This window comes from Kitasatospora sp. NPDC030952, from assembly GCF_055571335.1.
This window is the reverse complement of record NZ_JBVIFM010000044.1, coordinates 20,047-34,554: the sequence shown is the minus strand read 5'-3', so window position 1 is coordinate 34,554 and position 14,508 is coordinate 20,047. Positions and strand designations below refer to the sequence as shown.

Below are 14,508 nucleotides of genomic sequence, written 5' to 3'. Positions count from 1 at the left end.
CACCAGCCGAGCCCTGCCCCCTGCCCAAGGGGGGGGGGGGGGGAAACCCCCCCCCCCCCCCCCCCCCCCCCCCCCCCACCCCCCCCCCGGCACCACCCACCCTCCCGAAAGCCCACCCCCCCCCCCCCAACACCAGCCCCGCGCAGCGCCCCCCACCCCCGGAATTCCCCCACCCCTCATGAGGTTGGATAACCCCATGGCATCTCGTGCACGCGTACGCGCCCCCGAACTCCTCGGCGCAGGCGGTTGGCTCAACACCGGCGGCAAGGACCTCACCCTCGCCGACTTCCGGGGCAAGATCACCATCCTGGACTTCTGGACCTTCTGCTGCATCAACTGTCTGCACGTCCTCGACGAGCTCCGCGAGCTCGAGGAGCAGCACCGCGACACCGTGGTGATCGTCGGGGTGCATTCGCCGAAGTTCGTGCACGAGGCCGACCACCAGGCCGTCGTCGACGCCGTCGCCCGCTACGAGGTGCACCACCCGGTGCTGGACGACCCCGCGCTGGCGACCTGGAAGCAGTACGCCGTCCGCGCCTGGCCGACCCTCGTGGTGATCGACCCGGAGGGCTACGTGGTGGCCCAGCACGCCGGCGAGGGCCACGCCCACGCGATCGCCCGGCTGGTGGCCGAGCTGGAGGCCGAGCACGAGGCCAAGGGCACCCTGCGCCGCGGCGACGGCCCGTACGTGGCGCCCGAGCCGAGCACCGACGACCTCAAGTTCCCCGGCAAGGCGGTCCGGCTGCCGAACGGCCACTTCCTGGTCGCCGACTCCGGCCACCACAGCCTGGTCGAGCTGGCCGAGGACGGCGAGACGGTGCTGCGCCGAATCGGTGACGGGCAGCGCGGCCTGGTGGACGGCACCAGCCCGCGGTTCAGCGAGCCCCAGGGCCTCGCCCTGCTCCCCGAGGGCAGCGACCACGACGTGATCGTCGCCGACACCGTGAACCACGCGCTGCGCGGCGTGCGGCTGGCCGACGGCAGTGTCACCACCCTGGCCGGCACCGGCCGTCAGTGGTGGCAGGGCTCGCCCACCGAGGGCCCGGCCCGCGAGGTGGACCTCTCCTCGCCGTGGGACGTCGCCTGGTTCGACGGCCGGGTGTGGATCGCGATGGCCGGCGTGCACCAGCTGTGGGCGTACGACCCGGCGGACGGCACGGTCGGCGTCGCGGCCGGCACCACCAACGAGGGCCTGGTGGACGGCCCGGTGGCCGAGGCCTGGTTCGCCCAGCCGTCCGGCCTGGCCGTCTCGGCGGACGGCGGGAAGCTCTGGGTCGCCGACTCGGAGACCTCCGCACTGCGCTTCGTTTCACGTGAAACGGACGGCACCCAAACGGGCACCCAAACGGTCCACACCGCCGTCGGCACCGGCCTGTTCGACTTCGGCCACCGCGACGGCGCCGCCGACCAGGCGCTGTTCCAGCACCCGCTGGGCGTGACCGTGCTGCCGGACGGCTCGGTGGCCGTCGCCGACACCTACAACCACGCGCTGCGCCGCTTCGACCCGGCGAGCGGCGAGGTCACCACCCTGGCCACCGACCTGCGCGAGCCCTCCGGGGCGGTGCTGGTGGACGGCGACATCGTGGTGGTCGAGTCGGCCCGGCACCGGCTGACCAGGCTGCGGCTGCCGGAGGAGGCGGTGCGGGTCGAGTCGGTGGCGCACCGCACCCAGCGCGCGGCCACCGAGGTCGCCCCGGGCGCCCTCCGGCTGGACGTGGTCTTCGAGGCGCCGAGCGGCCAGAAGCTGGACGAGCGCTACGGCCCGTCCACCCGGCTGCTGGTCAGCGCGACCCCGCCCGAGCTGCTGGTCTCCGGCGCGGGCGCGGACACCGACCTCTCCCGCGAGCTGGTGCTGTCGGACGAGGTCACCGAGGGCGTGCTGCACGTCTCGGCGATGGCCGCCTCCTGCGACGACGACCCGGAGATCGAGTTCCCGGCCTGCCACGTGCACCAGCAGGACTGGGGCGTGCCGGTGAAGCTGGTCGCCGACGGCGCCCGCCGCCTCCCGCTGGTCCTGGCGGGCATGGAGCGGTAGCGGGTGACCGGGCAACCCGGAGGGGGCCCGCCGAAGAACCGGCGGGCCCCCTCCGTCGCACCGGGCTCAGCCCCGCTCAGCCCTCCAGGAAGGCCTTGATCGCGCTCGCCAGCAGGTACGGGTCCTCGGCCCCGCACAGCTCGCGCGCCGAGTGCATGGACAGCGCCGCGATGCCGCAGTCCACCGTCTTGATGCCCAGCCGCGCCGCCGTGATCGGGCCGATCGTCGTCCCGCAGGGCATCGCGTTGTTGGACACGAAGCTCTGCCACGGCACGCCGGCCTTCTCGCAGGCGGCCGCGAACACCGCCCGGCCGACGCCGTCGGTCGCATAGCGGTTGTTGACGTTGACCTTGAGGATCGGCCCGTCGTTCGGCAGCGGGTGGTGGCCCGGCTCGTGCCGCTCGGAGTAGTTCGGGTGGACGGCGTGGCCCATGTCCGAGGAGAGGCAGACGGTGCCGGCCAGCGCCCGGGCGCGGTCCTCCGGGGTGCCGCCGCGGGCGTGGACCGTCCGGTCCAGCACGTTGCCCAGCAGCGGGCTCTGCGCGCCGGTGTCGGACTCGCTGCCGGTCTCCTCGTGGTCGAAGGCGGCCAGCACCGGGATGTACGGCAGCGCGACCCCGCCCTCGGCGGCGGCGACGGCCACGGCGGCCAGCGCGGCGGTGGCCGCGTGCACCGACAGCAGGTTGTCCAGGCGCGGGCCGGCCAGCAGCTCCCGGTCGCGGCCCAGGTAGGAGGCGGGCTGGACGTCGTGGGTCATGAGGTCCCAGCCGGCCACGGACTCGACGGCCAGCCCGGCCCGCTCGGCGACGTAGGCGATCAGCGAGCCCTCGTCGACCGGCCCGAGACCCCAGATCGGGGTGAGGTGCCGCTGCCGGTCGAGCTTCATGCCGTCGTTGACCTGGCGGTCCAGGTGGATGGCGAGCTGGGGCACCCGCAGCAGCGGCTCGTCCAGCTGGACGAGCCGCGCGGTGCCGTCCTTCAGCGCCAGCCGGCCGGACAGGCCCAGGTCACGGTCGAGCCAGGTGTTCAGCGGCACTCCGCCGTAGATCTCCACCGCGACCTGCCGCCACCCGGCCGAGCCGGTGTCCGGCACCGGCTTCACCCGCAGGTTGGGCGAGTCGGTGTGGGTGCCGACGATCCGGAACGGGGTCTCCGGCCCGGCCCCCTCGGGCAGGTACCAGGCGATCAGCGCACCTCCACGGATCAGGTAGCGCCCGCCGGCCGCCGCGTCCCAGGAGTCCGTCTCCGCGACCTGACGGAACCCCGCCTTCTCCAGGCGCTCGGCGGCGCTCGCGACCGCGTGGTACGGGGACGGCGAGGTGCCGAGGAACGCGATCAGATCGTCGGTGTGCGTCCGGTCGAAGAATGCCCGGCGGGCGGCGGTCGACATACTGCTCCAGGGTCGAGGGAGGGCCGAAGCCGGATGGGGGTCGGCTTCGCACCTTGAGCATATGCCCGTACACGGACATGGCATTCGTGACCTCGCACGGGTTCCAGGACACCGATACGACCCCTGAACCCGCACCTCACCGACCCTCTTCACCCCCGCTCCCCCTTCGCCGCACACCGCCCGCGCCACGGGGGAACACCGAAGGGCCCGGTGGCAGCCGGGCCCTTCGGTGTGAGGGTTTCGCCAGTCGGTCGGAAAGGGGCGTCGGCCTTAGAAGGCCTCCTCCGCCAGCTCCATGATCTCGTTGTCGATGCCCTCGGCGATCGCCCGCTGCGGAGCGATGGTCGGGAGGACGTTCTTGGCGAAGAAGCGGGCGGCCGCGACCTTGCCCTGGTAGAACGGCACGTCCTTCTCGGAGGCGCCGGCCTCCAGCTTGGCCAGGGCCACCGCGGCCTGGCGCAGCAGCAGCCAGCCGACGACGACGTCACCGGAGACCATCAGCAGGCGGGTGGTGTTGAGGCCCACCTTGTACATGTTCTTGACGTCCTGCTCGACCGAGGTCAGGTCGGCGATGAGCTTGCCGACGATGGCCTCCAGGTCGCCGGCGGCCTTGGCGAGCAGCTCGCGCTCGGCGGCCAGGGCGTCGCCGCCCTCGGCGGAGGCGAGGAACTTCTGGATCTGCTCGGACAGCGCGGCGAGCGCCTGGCCGCCGTCCTTGACGATCTTGCGGAAGAAGAAGTCCTGGCCCTGGATCGCCGTGGTGCCCTCGTACAGGGTGTCGATCTTGGCGTCGCGGATGTACTGCTCGATCGGGTACTCCTGCAGGTAGCCGGAGCCACCGAAGGTCTGCAGGGACTGGGCGAGCTGCTCGTAGGACTTCTCCGAGCCGTAGCCCTTGACGATCGGCAGGAGCAGGTCGTTGAGGCGCTCGGCGGCCTCGTCGCGCTCGCCGCGCAGCGCGGCGGCGGTCATGTCGTCCTGGACGGACGCGGTGAACAGCACCAGCGCGCGCATGCCCTCGGCGTAGGCCTTCTGGGTGAGCAGCGAGCGGCGCACGTCGGGGTGGTGGGTGATGGTGACGCGCGGGGCGGTCTTGTCCAGGAACTGCGAGATGTCGGCGCCCTGCACGCGCTCCTTGGCGTACTCCAGGGCGTTCAGGTAGCCGGTGGAGAGGGTGGCGATGGCCTTCGTGCCGACCATCATGCGGGCGAACTCGATGATCTTGAACATCTGGCGGATGCCGTCGACCTTCTCGCCGAGCAGCCAGCCCTTGGCCGGGTGCTTGGCACCGAAGGTCATCTCGCAGGTGTTCGAGGCCTTGAGGCCCATCTTGTGCTCGACGTTGGTGGCGTAGACGCCGTTGCGCTCGCCCAGCTCGCCGGTCTCCCAGTCGAAGTCGAACTTGGGGACGATGAACAGGCCCAGGCCCTTGGTGCCCGGCTTACCGCCCTCGGGGCGGGCCAGCACCATGTGGATGATGTTCTCGGACATGTCGTGCTCGCCCGAGGTGATGAAGCGCTTGACGCCCTCGATGTGCCAGGAGCCGTCCTCCTGCTGGATCGCCTTGGTGCGGCCGGCGCCCACGTCGGAGCCCGCGTCGGGCTCGGTGAGGACCATGGTGGAGCCCCACAGGCGGTCGGTCATCCGCTTGGCGACCTCGAGCTGCTCCTCGGTGCCCTCCTCGGCGATGACGCCGGCGAAGGCCGGGCCGGAGGAGTACATCCAGATGGCGGGGTTGGAGCCCAGGATCTGCTCGGCGAAGGCCCAGATCAGCGAGTTCGGGGTGACCTGGCCGCCGATGGACTCCGGGATGCCCAGGCGCCACCACTCGGCGTCCATGAAGGTCTGGTAGCTCTTCTTGAACGTGGCCGGGATCGGCGCGGTGTTGGTCTCCGGGTCGAAGACCGGCGGGTTGCGGTCGGTGTCGGCGAAGGACGCGGCGAGGTCGTTCTCGGCGAGGCGGGCGATCTCGCTGAGGATGTTCTTCGCGGTCTCGACGTCCATGTCCGCGTACGGGCCGGTGCCGTACACCTGGTCGCGACCGAACACCTCGAAGAGGTTGAACTCCACGTCCCGCAGGTTGGACTTGTAGTGACCCATGGCCGTTTTCTCCGGTTCGTCGCTTCCGGGAGACCGCCGCGTTTCGGGCGTCCCGTACCCACCAGTAGGCATCATGATGCTACCCAGCGGTAACTTGGGCAAGCCCCCGACGGTGAATCCGCTATGAACGTGGTCACGTCCCACAAGCCGGGGCGACCACTCCTTGTCAGGATCGACGCCAGCGCGGGCGGGTGCGCTCCCGCTAGCCTGTCCGTGTGTACGGATATGACCAGAACGCATACCCGGGTGACCCCTACCAGCAGCAGGCGGGTCCGCAGCCGGGCATGAACGGCATGCCCGGACCGGACGCGTACGGCGCACAGGGGCAGGCCCCCCAGCAGTCCCTCTACCCGGAGCCCTCCCCGCCGTCCCTGGCGGACGCGGTGCGGGCCTTCACCACGGGCTCGATGGCGGTCGAGGACTTCCAGGCCATCTTCATCACCTCGAAGGTGCACTGCCCGCGCGGCGAGCGCCCCGGCTTCCTGGCGCTGCACAACACCCCGACGCCGGTGATCCCGATGTTCAGCTCGCTCAAGGAGCTGCGGCGCTACGCCGGCAAGGACTCCAAGCACTTCACCGTCACCGGCGCCGAGGTGCTGGACCTGCTGCCGACCGGCTACGGCTTCGCGCTGGACATGGAGGGCGAGCACCGGATGGTGTTCGACGCCAAGGCGGTCGAGCAGATGGTCGACTTCACCATGCGCCGGATGTATGGCTGACGTCCGCTCCGCGGCCGTCGGCCATTGCTTCGCAGACGGATAGCCCACCCCGGGAGAGGAGCCCGCGCTCCTTCGTCACTACATAGTTCAATTTTCAACTTGCTTGTTGTTGATGATTGAACTAACCTCGTCCACGTAGGCCAGAGAACCCCCCCTCGAAGGAGGCCGACATGCCCGCCGTGACCGTCGACAACCCGCTGACCCTCCCGCGCGTCACCACGCCGGACCCGGCCGTCGCGAACGCGCGGCCGGTGCTGACCGTCGCCACCGCCCCCGAGGGCTACGAGGGCGAGGGCTTCCCCGTCCGCCGCGCCTTCGCCAAGATCAACCAGAAGTACCTCGACCCGTTCATCATGATGGACCAGATGGGCGAGGTGGACTACGCGGCCGGCGAGCCCAAGGGAACCCCTTGGCACCCGCACCGCGGCTTCGAGACGGTCACCTACATCATTGACGGAACGTTCATCCACCGGGACTCGCACGGCGGTGGCGGCACCATCACCGATGGCGACACCCAGTGGATGACGGCCGGCTCCGGCCTCCTGCACATCGAGACCCCGCCGGAGTCCCTGGTGCGGTCCGGCGGCCTCTTCCACGGCCTCCAGCTCTGGGTGAACCTGCCCGCCTCGGACAAGATGATCACCCCGAAGTACCAGGACATCCGCGGCGGCAGCGTCAAGCTGCTCGGCTCCGAGGACGGCGGCGCGCTGCTCCGGGTGATCGCCGGCGAGATGGACGGCCACCAGGGCCCGGGCACCACCTTCACCCCGATCACCATGATCCACGCGTCGATCAGCCCCGGCGCCCAGGTCACCCTGCCCTGGCGCGCCGACTTCAACGCCCTCGCCTACGGCCTCGCGGGCAACGGTTCGGCCGGCGCCGAGCACCGTCCCTTCCACCGGGGCCAGGCCGTCGTCTTCGGCGACGGCGACTCGATCACCGTCCGCGCCGACGAGAAGCAGGACTCCCGCGACAACAACTTCGAGGTGGTCCTCCTCGGCGGCCTCCCGATCCGCGAACCCGTCGCCCACTACGGCCCGTTCGTCATGAACAGCCACCGCGAACTCCAGCAGGCCATGGAGGACTTCCAGGCCGGCCGGCTCGGCACCATCCCGACCGACGCCAGCTGACCCGCTCCATCACGAGGGCCCGGACCACATGGTCCGGGCCCTTTCGCATGCTCCGTACCGGAAGTGCTCCGGATCCCCATCTCCCCCTTGCCGCACGGGTATTGACACTGGCTCCAGGCGCGTCGGGATAATGCGATTGGTCTGAACCACTGGCCAGATTGGTCGAGACCACAACGGGAGGACCCCAGCCATGCGCCGTACCGTCCGGCGGCTCGCCGTACTCGCCGCAGCCCCGCTGATCGCCCTGACCGGAGCCACCGCGGCCCAGGCCCGACCGTCCATCGACACCGGCTCGTACACCGTCTACGACACCACGGGCACCTGCTCGATCTACGTGCACTTCTACTACAACGCGCACTGGTACGTGGAGTACGACCTGACCAACTGGAGCAACGGCACCCAGGGCTGCGAGGCCGGCGCGTACACCAGCGACCAGGGCTGGATCGGCCAGATCACCGGCGGCGGGTACTCCACCAGCGACGACCCGTCCCGCTACGTGCGGCCGTGGGTCCAGAAGGTCGGCGACGCGTCCAGCTTCGCCTGGGGCTACAACCGCTGACCCGGCACGCCCGAGACGCCTCCGCCGCCTCCGCCGCCTCCGCCGCCTAGAGCAACGCGTAGACGGCGGAGGCGTCGTCGTGGGTCTTGCCGCGCGGCCAGCGCTCGCAGCCGGCGTCCGCCCGCTCCACCGCACGGACCTGGGCGATCAGCTCACCCGGCCCCGACTCGGCGAGCAGCCGCAGCACATCGCCCCAACTCCCCAGCCCGAAACGCTCGGTGTAGCGCGAGGCGCCGTCGGTGAGGGCGGCCAGCGCGTGCAGCCGGTCCAGCCGGACGAAGCCGGTCTCGGCGTGCTCGGCGGCCCGCGGGGTGGCGGCGGCGATCCACGGACCGGCGCCCCGGTTGCGGGCGGCGCGCACCGCCAGCACGTACTCCAGGTGCAGCGCGGCCCGCTCGGCCGAGCCGGGGACGGTCGCCCAGACCTGGCGGCGCAGCCCCTCCCCGCCGGGGAAGCGCTGGTTGTCACCGATCACCCGGGGCGGGCCGTCCTTGAACTCCAGCACCAGCAGCGAGTCGCCGAGCACCAGGTACTCCAGCGACTCGCCGTGCCGCCGGGCCGCGACCACCATCGCCGCGGGCGTGTTGGCGTGGCCGAGGTCGCAGCGGCCGCCGTGCAGCGCGGCCGTCTCCACGATGGCGTCGGCCAGGCACTCGGCGATCGACCGGTCCACCCGGTCGGTGAGCCGGGCGAGCAGGTGCACGCCCAACCGGCGTACGTACCAGGCGGTTCCGTGCCGGCACCCGGATTCCAGGCCGGCCGGCGAACTCGCGCCGTCCAGCAGGACCAGCGCCTCCGGCGAGGCCGCCGCGAAGTCCTCGCTCTCGCGGTCGGGCCGCCGTGCTTCCCCTGCGAGCTGTAGCTGCATCCCGACAGTGTGGCCGCCACCCCCGGCCCGCGCCCAGACCCGTGCGCCGGTGTGGCGCGGGCCGGTGCCCGGCGCCCGGTGGCAGCTGGGGTGATTCGGCCATACCGTCGGATAACGACCGGACAATTCGGCCATTCAGGGCTGGTCGGGTTTGGGACCACCTTCGGGTGCCCCGGCGGCCCGGGACTGACGAGGAGCGGAAGATGTTCTGGCAGTTCATCGTGGTGCTCGCCGCCGGGCTCGGCTTCCCGACCGCCGCACTGTTCTTCCTGATCGGCGGGCCGCGCTTCCCGGACGAGAAGCGCGACTCCGAGCCCGCCGCTTAGACCGACCGGCACATGGTGGGTGGAGCAAGGAGCGGCGTCCGGGCCGAGCCTGGCGAGGCGGAGGAGGGAGCAGCAGCGGAGCTGCGGCGACCGACGACAACGCAGTCCAGGCGACAGCCCGGGCGTCGCGACGCCGCTCACCATGTGCCGGTCGGTCTCAGGCCTTCCAGGCCGGGTCGCGCCCCAGCAGCGCCAGGGCCCGGTCGAACCGGCCGGCGGCGCCGGCGGGCACCAGCCCCGGGCGGAAGGCCCGGCCGGGCGCGCGGGCCTCCGGGGTGTCCGGGACGGCCTCGGAGACCGCCAGCAGCGCGTCGGCCAGCGCGTCGTCCCCGTCCACCGCCGCGACCAGCCGCTCGGTGCCGCCGAGCGCCGCGGCGACGTCCCAGCCGTGCACCAGCGTGTCCACCAGGTGGAAACCGACGGCCTGGGCGAGCGGGAAGGGCCCGCCGTCCCGGATCTCCGGCAGCCAGAGCGCCCGCTCGTCGGCGGCCGCCTCCCGGAAGGCCGCGGTGAGGTCGGCGCCGGTGCGGCGGAAGTCCGCCGCCGGGTCCGCGCTCAGCGGGGCGTCCGCGAACAGCGCGAGGTCCGGCCCGGCACCGCGGGCGGCAGCGGCGAAGCCCTGGTGCTGCCCGACGCAGTGCTCCAGCAGTCGGCGCAGCGTCCAGCCGGCGCACGGGGTGGGCAGGTCCAGCTGGTCCGGCCGTACCGTGTCCACCACCTCGACGGCCAAGTCCATGGCCCGTGCGTGCAGTTCGACGAGTTTCATGCGGCAGTTACCCCCAGTCCCGCAGAGATGAATCCGATCACCTGGTCAACGACGGCCGGTTCCCCGATGATCCGGCGGTGGCCGAGCCCCCGGGTGACCACCAGGTCGAGCTGCTCCCCGTACGCCCGCGCCAGCCGGTGCGCCTGGGCGATCGGCACCACACCGTCGCCCTCGTCGTGCACCACCAGGAGGGGCAGGTCGATCGACGCCGCCCGGACGGCCGCGTCGTAGCGCTCCCAGACCCCGGCGTCCCCGGCGAACAGGTCCTGTTCGATCCGCTGCCGCAGCGCCCGCTCGACGGCGGCGTCCAGGCCGAGTTCGGCGCAGAAGGCTCCCGGGAAGAAGCCGACCTCGGACACCCCGGAGACGGCCGCCAGCCGACCCGCCCGCAGCCCGTCGCCGAGCGCCCCGAAGGCCGCGCAGACGCCCAGCGAGTGGGCCACCACGGCCTCGAACGGCCCGTACCGCTCCTCGAGCCGGGAGGCCAGTTCGCGGTACTCCAGCACGCTGGTGCTGCGCCCGCCGGAATCACCGTGGCCGGGCGCGTCGAAGGCGACGACGCTGAGGCCGAGGGCGCGCAGCCGGGGGACGAAGGGCGCGAACCGGGAGGCCCGGGAGCGCCAGCCGTGCAGCAGCAGGACGGGCCGCTCGCCGCTGCCCCAGCGGTAGGCGACCACGGGCTTGCCGTGCACGGCGAGCGGTTCGCGGACGGCCTGTCGGTGGACCTCCTGTTCGGTGGTCCGGACCCGGCTGCGCCGCAGCGGGTGCCGGAACAGTTCGAAGGCCGCCCGGCCGGCCAGGCCGGGGGCGATCCGGGCGGTCGGGTTGAGGGCGGTGCGGATCAGTGCCGGGGCGGGGTCCATCGGGTCTCCCTGCTCTTCGCTCCCTGGGCCTTGCTCTCGTGCTCCTTGCTCGGGACGAGATATTAGCACGACCGTTCGTGCAGTTTTTGGAGCAGCCCGCGGGCGGCGCACTACCCTGGGCGACACCCCTGCGAGAGGAACGAGGACGCACGATGGCCGGACCGACCACGGACGGACGGGTCCTGCGCGGCGAGGAGACCCGCCGGGCGGTCCTGCGCCGCGCCGTCGGGATCGCCTCCGTCGAAGGCCTGGACGCCCTGTCCATCGGCCGCCTCGCCACCGACCTCGGACTCAGCAAGAGCGGCGTCTTCGCCGGCTTCGGCTCCAAGGAGGAGCTGCAGCTCGCCACCGTCCGCGCCGCCCGCCGGATCTTCGCCGACGCCGTCGTCGCCCCGGTCGCCGCCACCCCGCCCGGCCTCGCCAAGGCCCGGGCACTGTGCGAGAGCTGGCTCGCCTACTCCCGGGCCCGGGTCTTCCCCGGCGGCTGCTTCTTCTACGAGGTCACCGCCGAGTTCGACGCCCGCCCCGGCCCCGTCCGGGACGCCCTGGCCGACTGCGCCCGGGAGTGGCACGCCACGGTCGTCGCCGCCCTCGCCGAAGCCCGTACGGCCGGCGCCCTGCGCCCCGACACCGACCTCGGCGACCTCGCCTTCGCCCTGATCGCGGTGCTGGAGGCGGCCAACTCCCAGGCCGTACTGCACGAGGAGGACGTCCCGTACCAGCGGGCCGGCCGCCTCCTGCTCCGCCTGCTGCGCGCCGAGGCCACCGACCCCGCCGACCCGGCGCTCGCCTAGGTCCCGGACAGGGCCTCGGGCCGGACAGGGCCTAGCTTCCGGGCAGGGCCTCGGGCCGGACAGGCCCTAATCCTTCGTCGCCAACACCCGCTCCAGCACGGCGGCTTGGACCAGCAGCCGCTCGTCCCCGCCCGCCGCGCCGACCAGTTGCAGCCCGAGCGGCAGCCCGTCCGGGGTCCGCCCGGCCGGCAGGTTCAGCGCGGGCAGGCCGAGGAAGCTCCACGGCAGCGACATCACCGCGTCCCCGGTGCCGTGCAGCCCCTCCGGCGCCCCGCCGGGCGCGGACGGCGCCAGCCAGAGGTCCACCCCGGCCCCGGCGGCCGCCCCGGCCACCCGCTCGCGCAACCGCTCCCGGAACCGCAGGGCGGCCACCCGGTCCTCCGCCGCGATCCCCTGCCCGACCCGGATGCTCGCCACCGTCTCCGGCCGGTACAGCCCGCCGAACCGGGCGAACCAGTCGGCGTGACTGCGGGCCAGCTCGAACCGGTTGACGGTCTGCAACTGCCGCGTCACCTCGGCGAAGTCGGGGAACAGCGGCACCCGGCGCACCGTCACCCCGGCCCCCGCCAGCCGCTCCAGCTGTTCCTCGAACACCCGCCGCGCGGCCGGTTCGGCCCGCTCCAGGTACGGGCCGTCCGGCACCCCGACCACCGGCGCCGCCGGGTCCGCCGACTCGGGCACCGGCCGCCAGTCGTCGCAGAGCAGTGGGGCGGCCAGCGCCGCGCCCGCCAGGTCGGCGGTGAACACCCCCAGGGTGTCGAAGCTCGGAGCGTTCGGGATCACCCCCGCGACCGGGATCCGCCCGTACGTCGGCCGGAACCCCACCACCCCGCAGTACGCGGCCGGCCGGATCACCGACCCGACCGTCTGGGTGCCGATCGCCAGCGGCACCAGCCCGGCCGCGACCGCCGCCGCCGAACCGCTGCTGGAACCACCCGGGGTGTGCCCCGGGCGGTGCGGATTGCGGGTCGGGCCCGGGGCGCTCGCCGCGAACTCGGCGGTCACCGTCTTGCCCGCGACCAGCGCCCCCGCCGCCAGCAACCGGTCCACCACCACGGCCTGCGGCCCGGCCAGCACCCCCGGCGGCAGGGCCGACCCGCCGTGCGTGGGCAACCCGTCCACGTGCACGATGTCCTTGACCCCGACCGCCACCCCGTACAGCGGCGGCCGCCCGGCCGGAACGGGGTACCGCGCGCTCAACTCCCTTGCCCGCGCCTGCAGTCGGTCGTGCCGTCCGGGCTCCGCCACGAAAGCGCGGAGCAGCGGGTCCACCCGCTCGACCAGCGCGCAGAACCGGTCGACGTACTCGGGCAGAGCGGGCGCACCGGAGCGCAGCGCGGCGGCCTCGACGGTCAGCGACCGGGGCCGGACCAGGGATTCCTCCATACCGGCCACGGTAGCGGCCGGCCGCTCACTGGTGCTCGGCGGACAGGTACGGCGTCTCGCGCAGGAAGTACGCCCCGCAGGTGTGGCAGCACAGCTCCGGGGTCTTCCCCCAGTCCACCGCCTCCCGCACCGGCGCCCCGGAATCGAGCTCCCGGCCGCACATCGCCACGCTCTGCACGCCCCGGACCATGTGCCACAGCCGCACCCCGCCGGCCTCCCCCTCGGGCCCGTACTCGGCTCGCATCTGATGCATCATGCCCCCCATCGTCCGACCGCCCCCCGCCCCCGGCAACCGGGGCCGCCGCAGCGCTCCCGGCCCGTCGTACACCAACGACACAAGGCCCGCCGGGCGCCGTCCGAACCGCTCCACCCCTGTCCGGATCCGGCCACGGTGGCTCGATAGGGTGCGCGATCGCGACCCGCCCCGGCACCCCGCGCCCGGGCCCCCGTCGCCGGACCACGGCCTTTCCCCTCTTCACAGCTGGAGCACCGATCGTGCGCTCTTCCCGCCTCCTGGCCTCCGCGGCCCTGGTCGCCCTCTCCCTCGGCACCACGGTCGGCGCCGCCACCGCCGGCGCCGTCGGGGTCCCCGTGACCCCCACCGCGGCGCCGAGCGCCCCCACCGCCCCCACCGGCGGCCCCACCACCCTGCCGACGCACCTGCCGACCACCCTCCCGACCAACCTGCCGACCCCGCCGATGCCCTCGCCCGGCGGCCCCTGCCCGGGCGGGTACCACCTGGAGAACCTCAAGGTCACCGGCAGCGGCCTGTCCGGCGTCACCCTGACCAAGGGCGGCGCCCCGCAGGAGGCGAGCGTGACCTTCGAGAACGACACCCCCGTCGACCTGAAGAAGCTCAGCACCCACTTCTTCGTCACCGACATCGGCGAGGAGGGCGCGCCCGACCAGCCCACCTGGGGCAAGGACGCCTTCACCGTCCAGGTGAAGCTCCCCGGCGGCGACTGGAAGCCCGTCAGCCCGAGCGCCATCGAGAACAACATGAGCTACCTCCGCGCCGACCTCGGCACGTTCAAGCTCGCCAAGGGCGAGAAGCTCACCCTCCAGGTGCGTCTCGCCGCCACCGACAAGGCGCTCGCCGCCGGCTACTTCGCCCAGCTCGACGGCGCCTCCGAGTCCTTCCCCAGCAAGGACGTCCCGGGCGTCCGCCAGGGGCCGGACGGCAGCTGCACCGGCTTCAGCGGCAGCTACCGCATCCCCGAGCTCTTCAAGGTCGCCGCCGGCACCCCGGCCCCGGCCGGCACGGGTACGCCCTCCGCGTCCGCCCCGGCCGCCTCCGCCACCCCCGCCGCCCCCGCGCCCGGTGCCACCACGACCCCGGCCGGTCCCGAACTGGCGCACACCGGCGCGGACTCCAACACCCTGCCGATCGCCCTCGGCGGCGCCGCCGTCCTGGCCGCCGGCGCCGGTACCCTGTTCGTCCTGCGCCGCCGCAAGGCCGGCGCCCACAGCTGATCCTCCGCCACATGAACCGAGGGGCGCGGACAACCGTTCGGGCCCCTCGGTGGTCTTCCCCCGGAGAGCGAACCCCGACCCCACCGCTGGAGCCCGCCG

General features: G+C 73.1%; 14 protein-coding genes. 7 read left to right on the top strand and 7 right to left on the bottom strand.

Going from position 1 to position 14,508, the window contains the following annotated elements; translation table 11 throughout:
- Positions 1 to 196 precede the first annotated feature (196 nt).
- Positions 197 to 2,035, top strand: coding sequence for an NHL domain-containing thioredoxin family protein (locus tag ACZ47G_RS39015; RefSeq protein ID WP_465751168.1), 1,839 nt, complete (start codon positions 197 to 199; stop codon positions 2,033 to 2,035).
- Between the two features lie 76 nt (positions 2,036 to 2,111).
- Here ACZ47G_RS39015 and ACZ47G_RS39010 read toward each other — a convergent pair whose 3' ends face one another.
- Both ACZ47G_RS39010 and ACZ47G_RS39005 read right to left on the bottom strand, forming a co-directional pair.
- Complete coding sequence (locus ACZ47G_RS39010) at positions 2,112 to 3,425, bottom strand: M18 family aminopeptidase (protein ID WP_465751166.1); 1,314 nt, start codon at positions 3,423 to 3,425, stop codon at positions 2,112 to 2,114.
- A gap of 270 nt (positions 3,426 to 3,695) precedes the next feature.
- Positions 3,696 to 5,525 carry an acyl-CoA dehydrogenase gene (locus tag ACZ47G_RS39005; protein ID WP_380452641.1) on the bottom strand — a complete coding sequence of 610 codons (1,830 nt, stop codon included), beginning with the start codon at positions 5,523 to 5,525 and terminating at the stop codon, positions 3,696 to 3,698.
- 215 nt (positions 5,526 to 5,740) lie between these two features.
- Between ACZ47G_RS39005 and ACZ47G_RS39000 the strand changes: the two genes are divergently transcribed.
- The 3 genes from ACZ47G_RS39000 to ACZ47G_RS38990 all read left to right on the top strand — a co-directional run bounded on the left by ACZ47G_RS39000 (position 5,741) and on the right by ACZ47G_RS38990 (position 7,933).
- Positions 5,741 to 6,244, top strand: a complete 504-nt coding sequence (locus ACZ47G_RS39000) for an SseB family protein (protein WP_380408510.1) — start codon at positions 5,741 to 5,743, stop codon at positions 6,242 to 6,244.
- 170 nt (positions 6,245 to 6,414) lie between these two features.
- Positions 6,415 to 7,374: a pirin family protein gene (locus ACZ47G_RS38995; RefSeq protein ID WP_465751164.1), complete on the top strand. Its 960-nt coding sequence runs from the start codon at positions 6,415 to 6,417 to the stop codon at positions 7,372 to 7,374.
- Positions 7,375 to 7,564: 190 nt separating this feature from the next.
- A complete protein-coding gene (locus tag ACZ47G_RS38990) occupies positions 7,565 to 7,933 on the top strand; it encodes a hypothetical protein (protein WP_465751162.1) in 369 nt (122 codons plus the stop codon).
- Between the two features lie 46 nt (positions 7,934 to 7,979).
- On the opposite strand, the gene ACZ47G_RS38985 is transcribed toward ACZ47G_RS38990, so the two are convergent.
- Positions 7,980 to 8,801, bottom strand: coding sequence for an integrase (locus tag ACZ47G_RS38985; protein WP_465751160.1), 822 nt, complete (start codon positions 8,799 to 8,801; stop codon positions 7,980 to 7,982).
- 203 nt (positions 8,802 to 9,004) lie between these two features.
- Between ACZ47G_RS38985 and ACZ47G_RS38980 the strand changes: the two genes are divergently transcribed.
- Positions 9,005 to 9,127, top strand: coding sequence for a hypothetical protein (locus ACZ47G_RS38980; protein WP_465751158.1), 123 nt, complete (start codon positions 9,005 to 9,007; stop codon positions 9,125 to 9,127).
- Positions 9,128 to 9,284: 157 nt separating this feature from the next.
- Here the strand turns inward: ACZ47G_RS38980 and ACZ47G_RS38975 are convergent, their stop codons facing one another.
- Positions 9,285 to 9,893 (bottom strand): TIGR03086 family metal-binding protein, encoded by a 609-nt coding sequence (locus ACZ47G_RS38975; protein ID WP_465751156.1) that lies wholly within the window; start codon positions 9,891 to 9,893, stop codon positions 9,285 to 9,287.
- Positions 9,890 to 10,756, bottom strand: a complete 867-nt coding sequence (locus ACZ47G_RS38970) for an alpha/beta hydrolase (protein ID WP_465751154.1) — start codon at positions 10,754 to 10,756, stop codon at positions 9,890 to 9,892. Before ACZ47G_RS38970 ends, ACZ47G_RS38975 begins: the two co-directional genes overlap by 4 nt.
- A 152-nt stretch (positions 10,757 to 10,908) precedes the next feature.
- Between ACZ47G_RS38970 and ACZ47G_RS38965 the strand changes: the two genes are divergently transcribed.
- Positions 10,909 to 11,550 carry a TetR/AcrR family transcriptional regulator gene (locus ACZ47G_RS38965; RefSeq protein ID WP_465751152.1) on the top strand — a complete coding sequence of 214 codons (642 nt, stop codon included), beginning with the start codon at positions 10,909 to 10,911 and terminating at the stop codon, positions 11,548 to 11,550.
- A gap of 66 nt (positions 11,551 to 11,616) precedes the next feature.
- Here the strand turns inward: ACZ47G_RS38965 and ACZ47G_RS38960 are convergent, their stop codons facing one another.
- Positions 11,617 to 12,936, bottom strand: a complete 1,320-nt coding sequence (locus ACZ47G_RS38960) for an amidase (RefSeq protein WP_465751150.1) — start codon at positions 12,934 to 12,936, stop codon at positions 11,617 to 11,619.
- 25 nt (positions 12,937 to 12,961) lie between these two features.
- Positions 12,962 to 13,192, bottom strand: a complete 231-nt coding sequence (locus ACZ47G_RS38955) for a hypothetical protein (RefSeq protein WP_465751148.1) — start codon at positions 13,190 to 13,192, stop codon at positions 12,962 to 12,964.
- A 239-nt stretch (positions 13,193 to 13,431) separates the two neighbouring features.
- On the opposite strand from ACZ47G_RS38955, the gene ACZ47G_RS38950 reads away from it, so the two are divergent.
- A complete protein-coding gene (locus ACZ47G_RS38950) occupies positions 13,432 to 14,409 on the top strand; it encodes an LAETG motif-containing sortase-dependent surface protein (RefSeq protein WP_465751146.1) in 978 nt (325 codons plus the stop codon).
- The last annotated feature ends 99 nt before the right edge of the window (positions 14,410 to 14,508 follow it).

Excerpts from the sequence above, each read along its gene's own strand:
- ACZ47G_RS39015 (WP_465751168.1), top strand. The coding sequence starts at position 197 with ATGGCATCTCGTGCACGCGTACGCGCCCCCGAACTCCTCGGCGCAGGC.
- ACZ47G_RS39010 (WP_465751166.1), bottom strand. The coding sequence starts at position 3,425 with ATGTCGACCGCCGCCCGCCGGGCATTCTTCGACCGGACGCACACCGAC.
- ACZ47G_RS39005 (WP_380452641.1), bottom strand. The coding sequence starts at position 5,525 with ATGGGTCACTACAAGTCCAACCTGCGGGACGTGGAGTTCAACCTCTTC.
- ACZ47G_RS38995 (WP_465751164.1), top strand. The coding sequence starts at position 6,415 with ATGCCCGCCGTGACCGTCGACAACCCGCTGACCCTCCCGCGCGTCACC.
- ACZ47G_RS38990 (WP_465751162.1), top strand. The coding sequence starts at position 7,565 with ATGCGCCGTACCGTCCGGCGGCTCGCCGTACTCGCCGCAGCCCCGCTG.
- ACZ47G_RS38985 (WP_465751160.1), bottom strand. The coding sequence starts at position 8,801 with ATGCAGCTACAGCTCGCAGGGGAAGCACGGCGGCCCGACCGCGAGAGC.
- ACZ47G_RS38980 (WP_465751158.1), top strand. The coding sequence starts at position 9,005 with ATGTTCTGGCAGTTCATCGTGGTGCTCGCCGCCGGGCTCGGCTTCCCG.
- ACZ47G_RS38975 (WP_465751156.1), bottom strand. The coding sequence starts at position 9,893 with ATGAAACTCGTCGAACTGCACGCACGGGCCATGGACTTGGCCGTCGAG.
- ACZ47G_RS38970 (WP_465751154.1), bottom strand. The coding sequence starts at position 10,756 with ATGGACCCCGCCCCGGCACTGATCCGCACCGCCCTCAACCCGACCGCC.
- ACZ47G_RS38965 (WP_465751152.1), top strand. The coding sequence starts at position 10,909 with ATGGCCGGACCGACCACGGACGGACGGGTCCTGCGCGGCGAGGAGACC.
- ACZ47G_RS38960 (WP_465751150.1), bottom strand. The coding sequence starts at position 12,936 with ATGGAGGAATCCCTGGTCCGGCCCCGGTCGCTGACCGTCGAGGCCGCC.
- ACZ47G_RS38955 (WP_465751148.1), bottom strand. The coding sequence starts at position 13,192 with ATGATGCATCAGATGCGAGCCGAGTACGGGCCCGAGGGGGAGGCCGGC.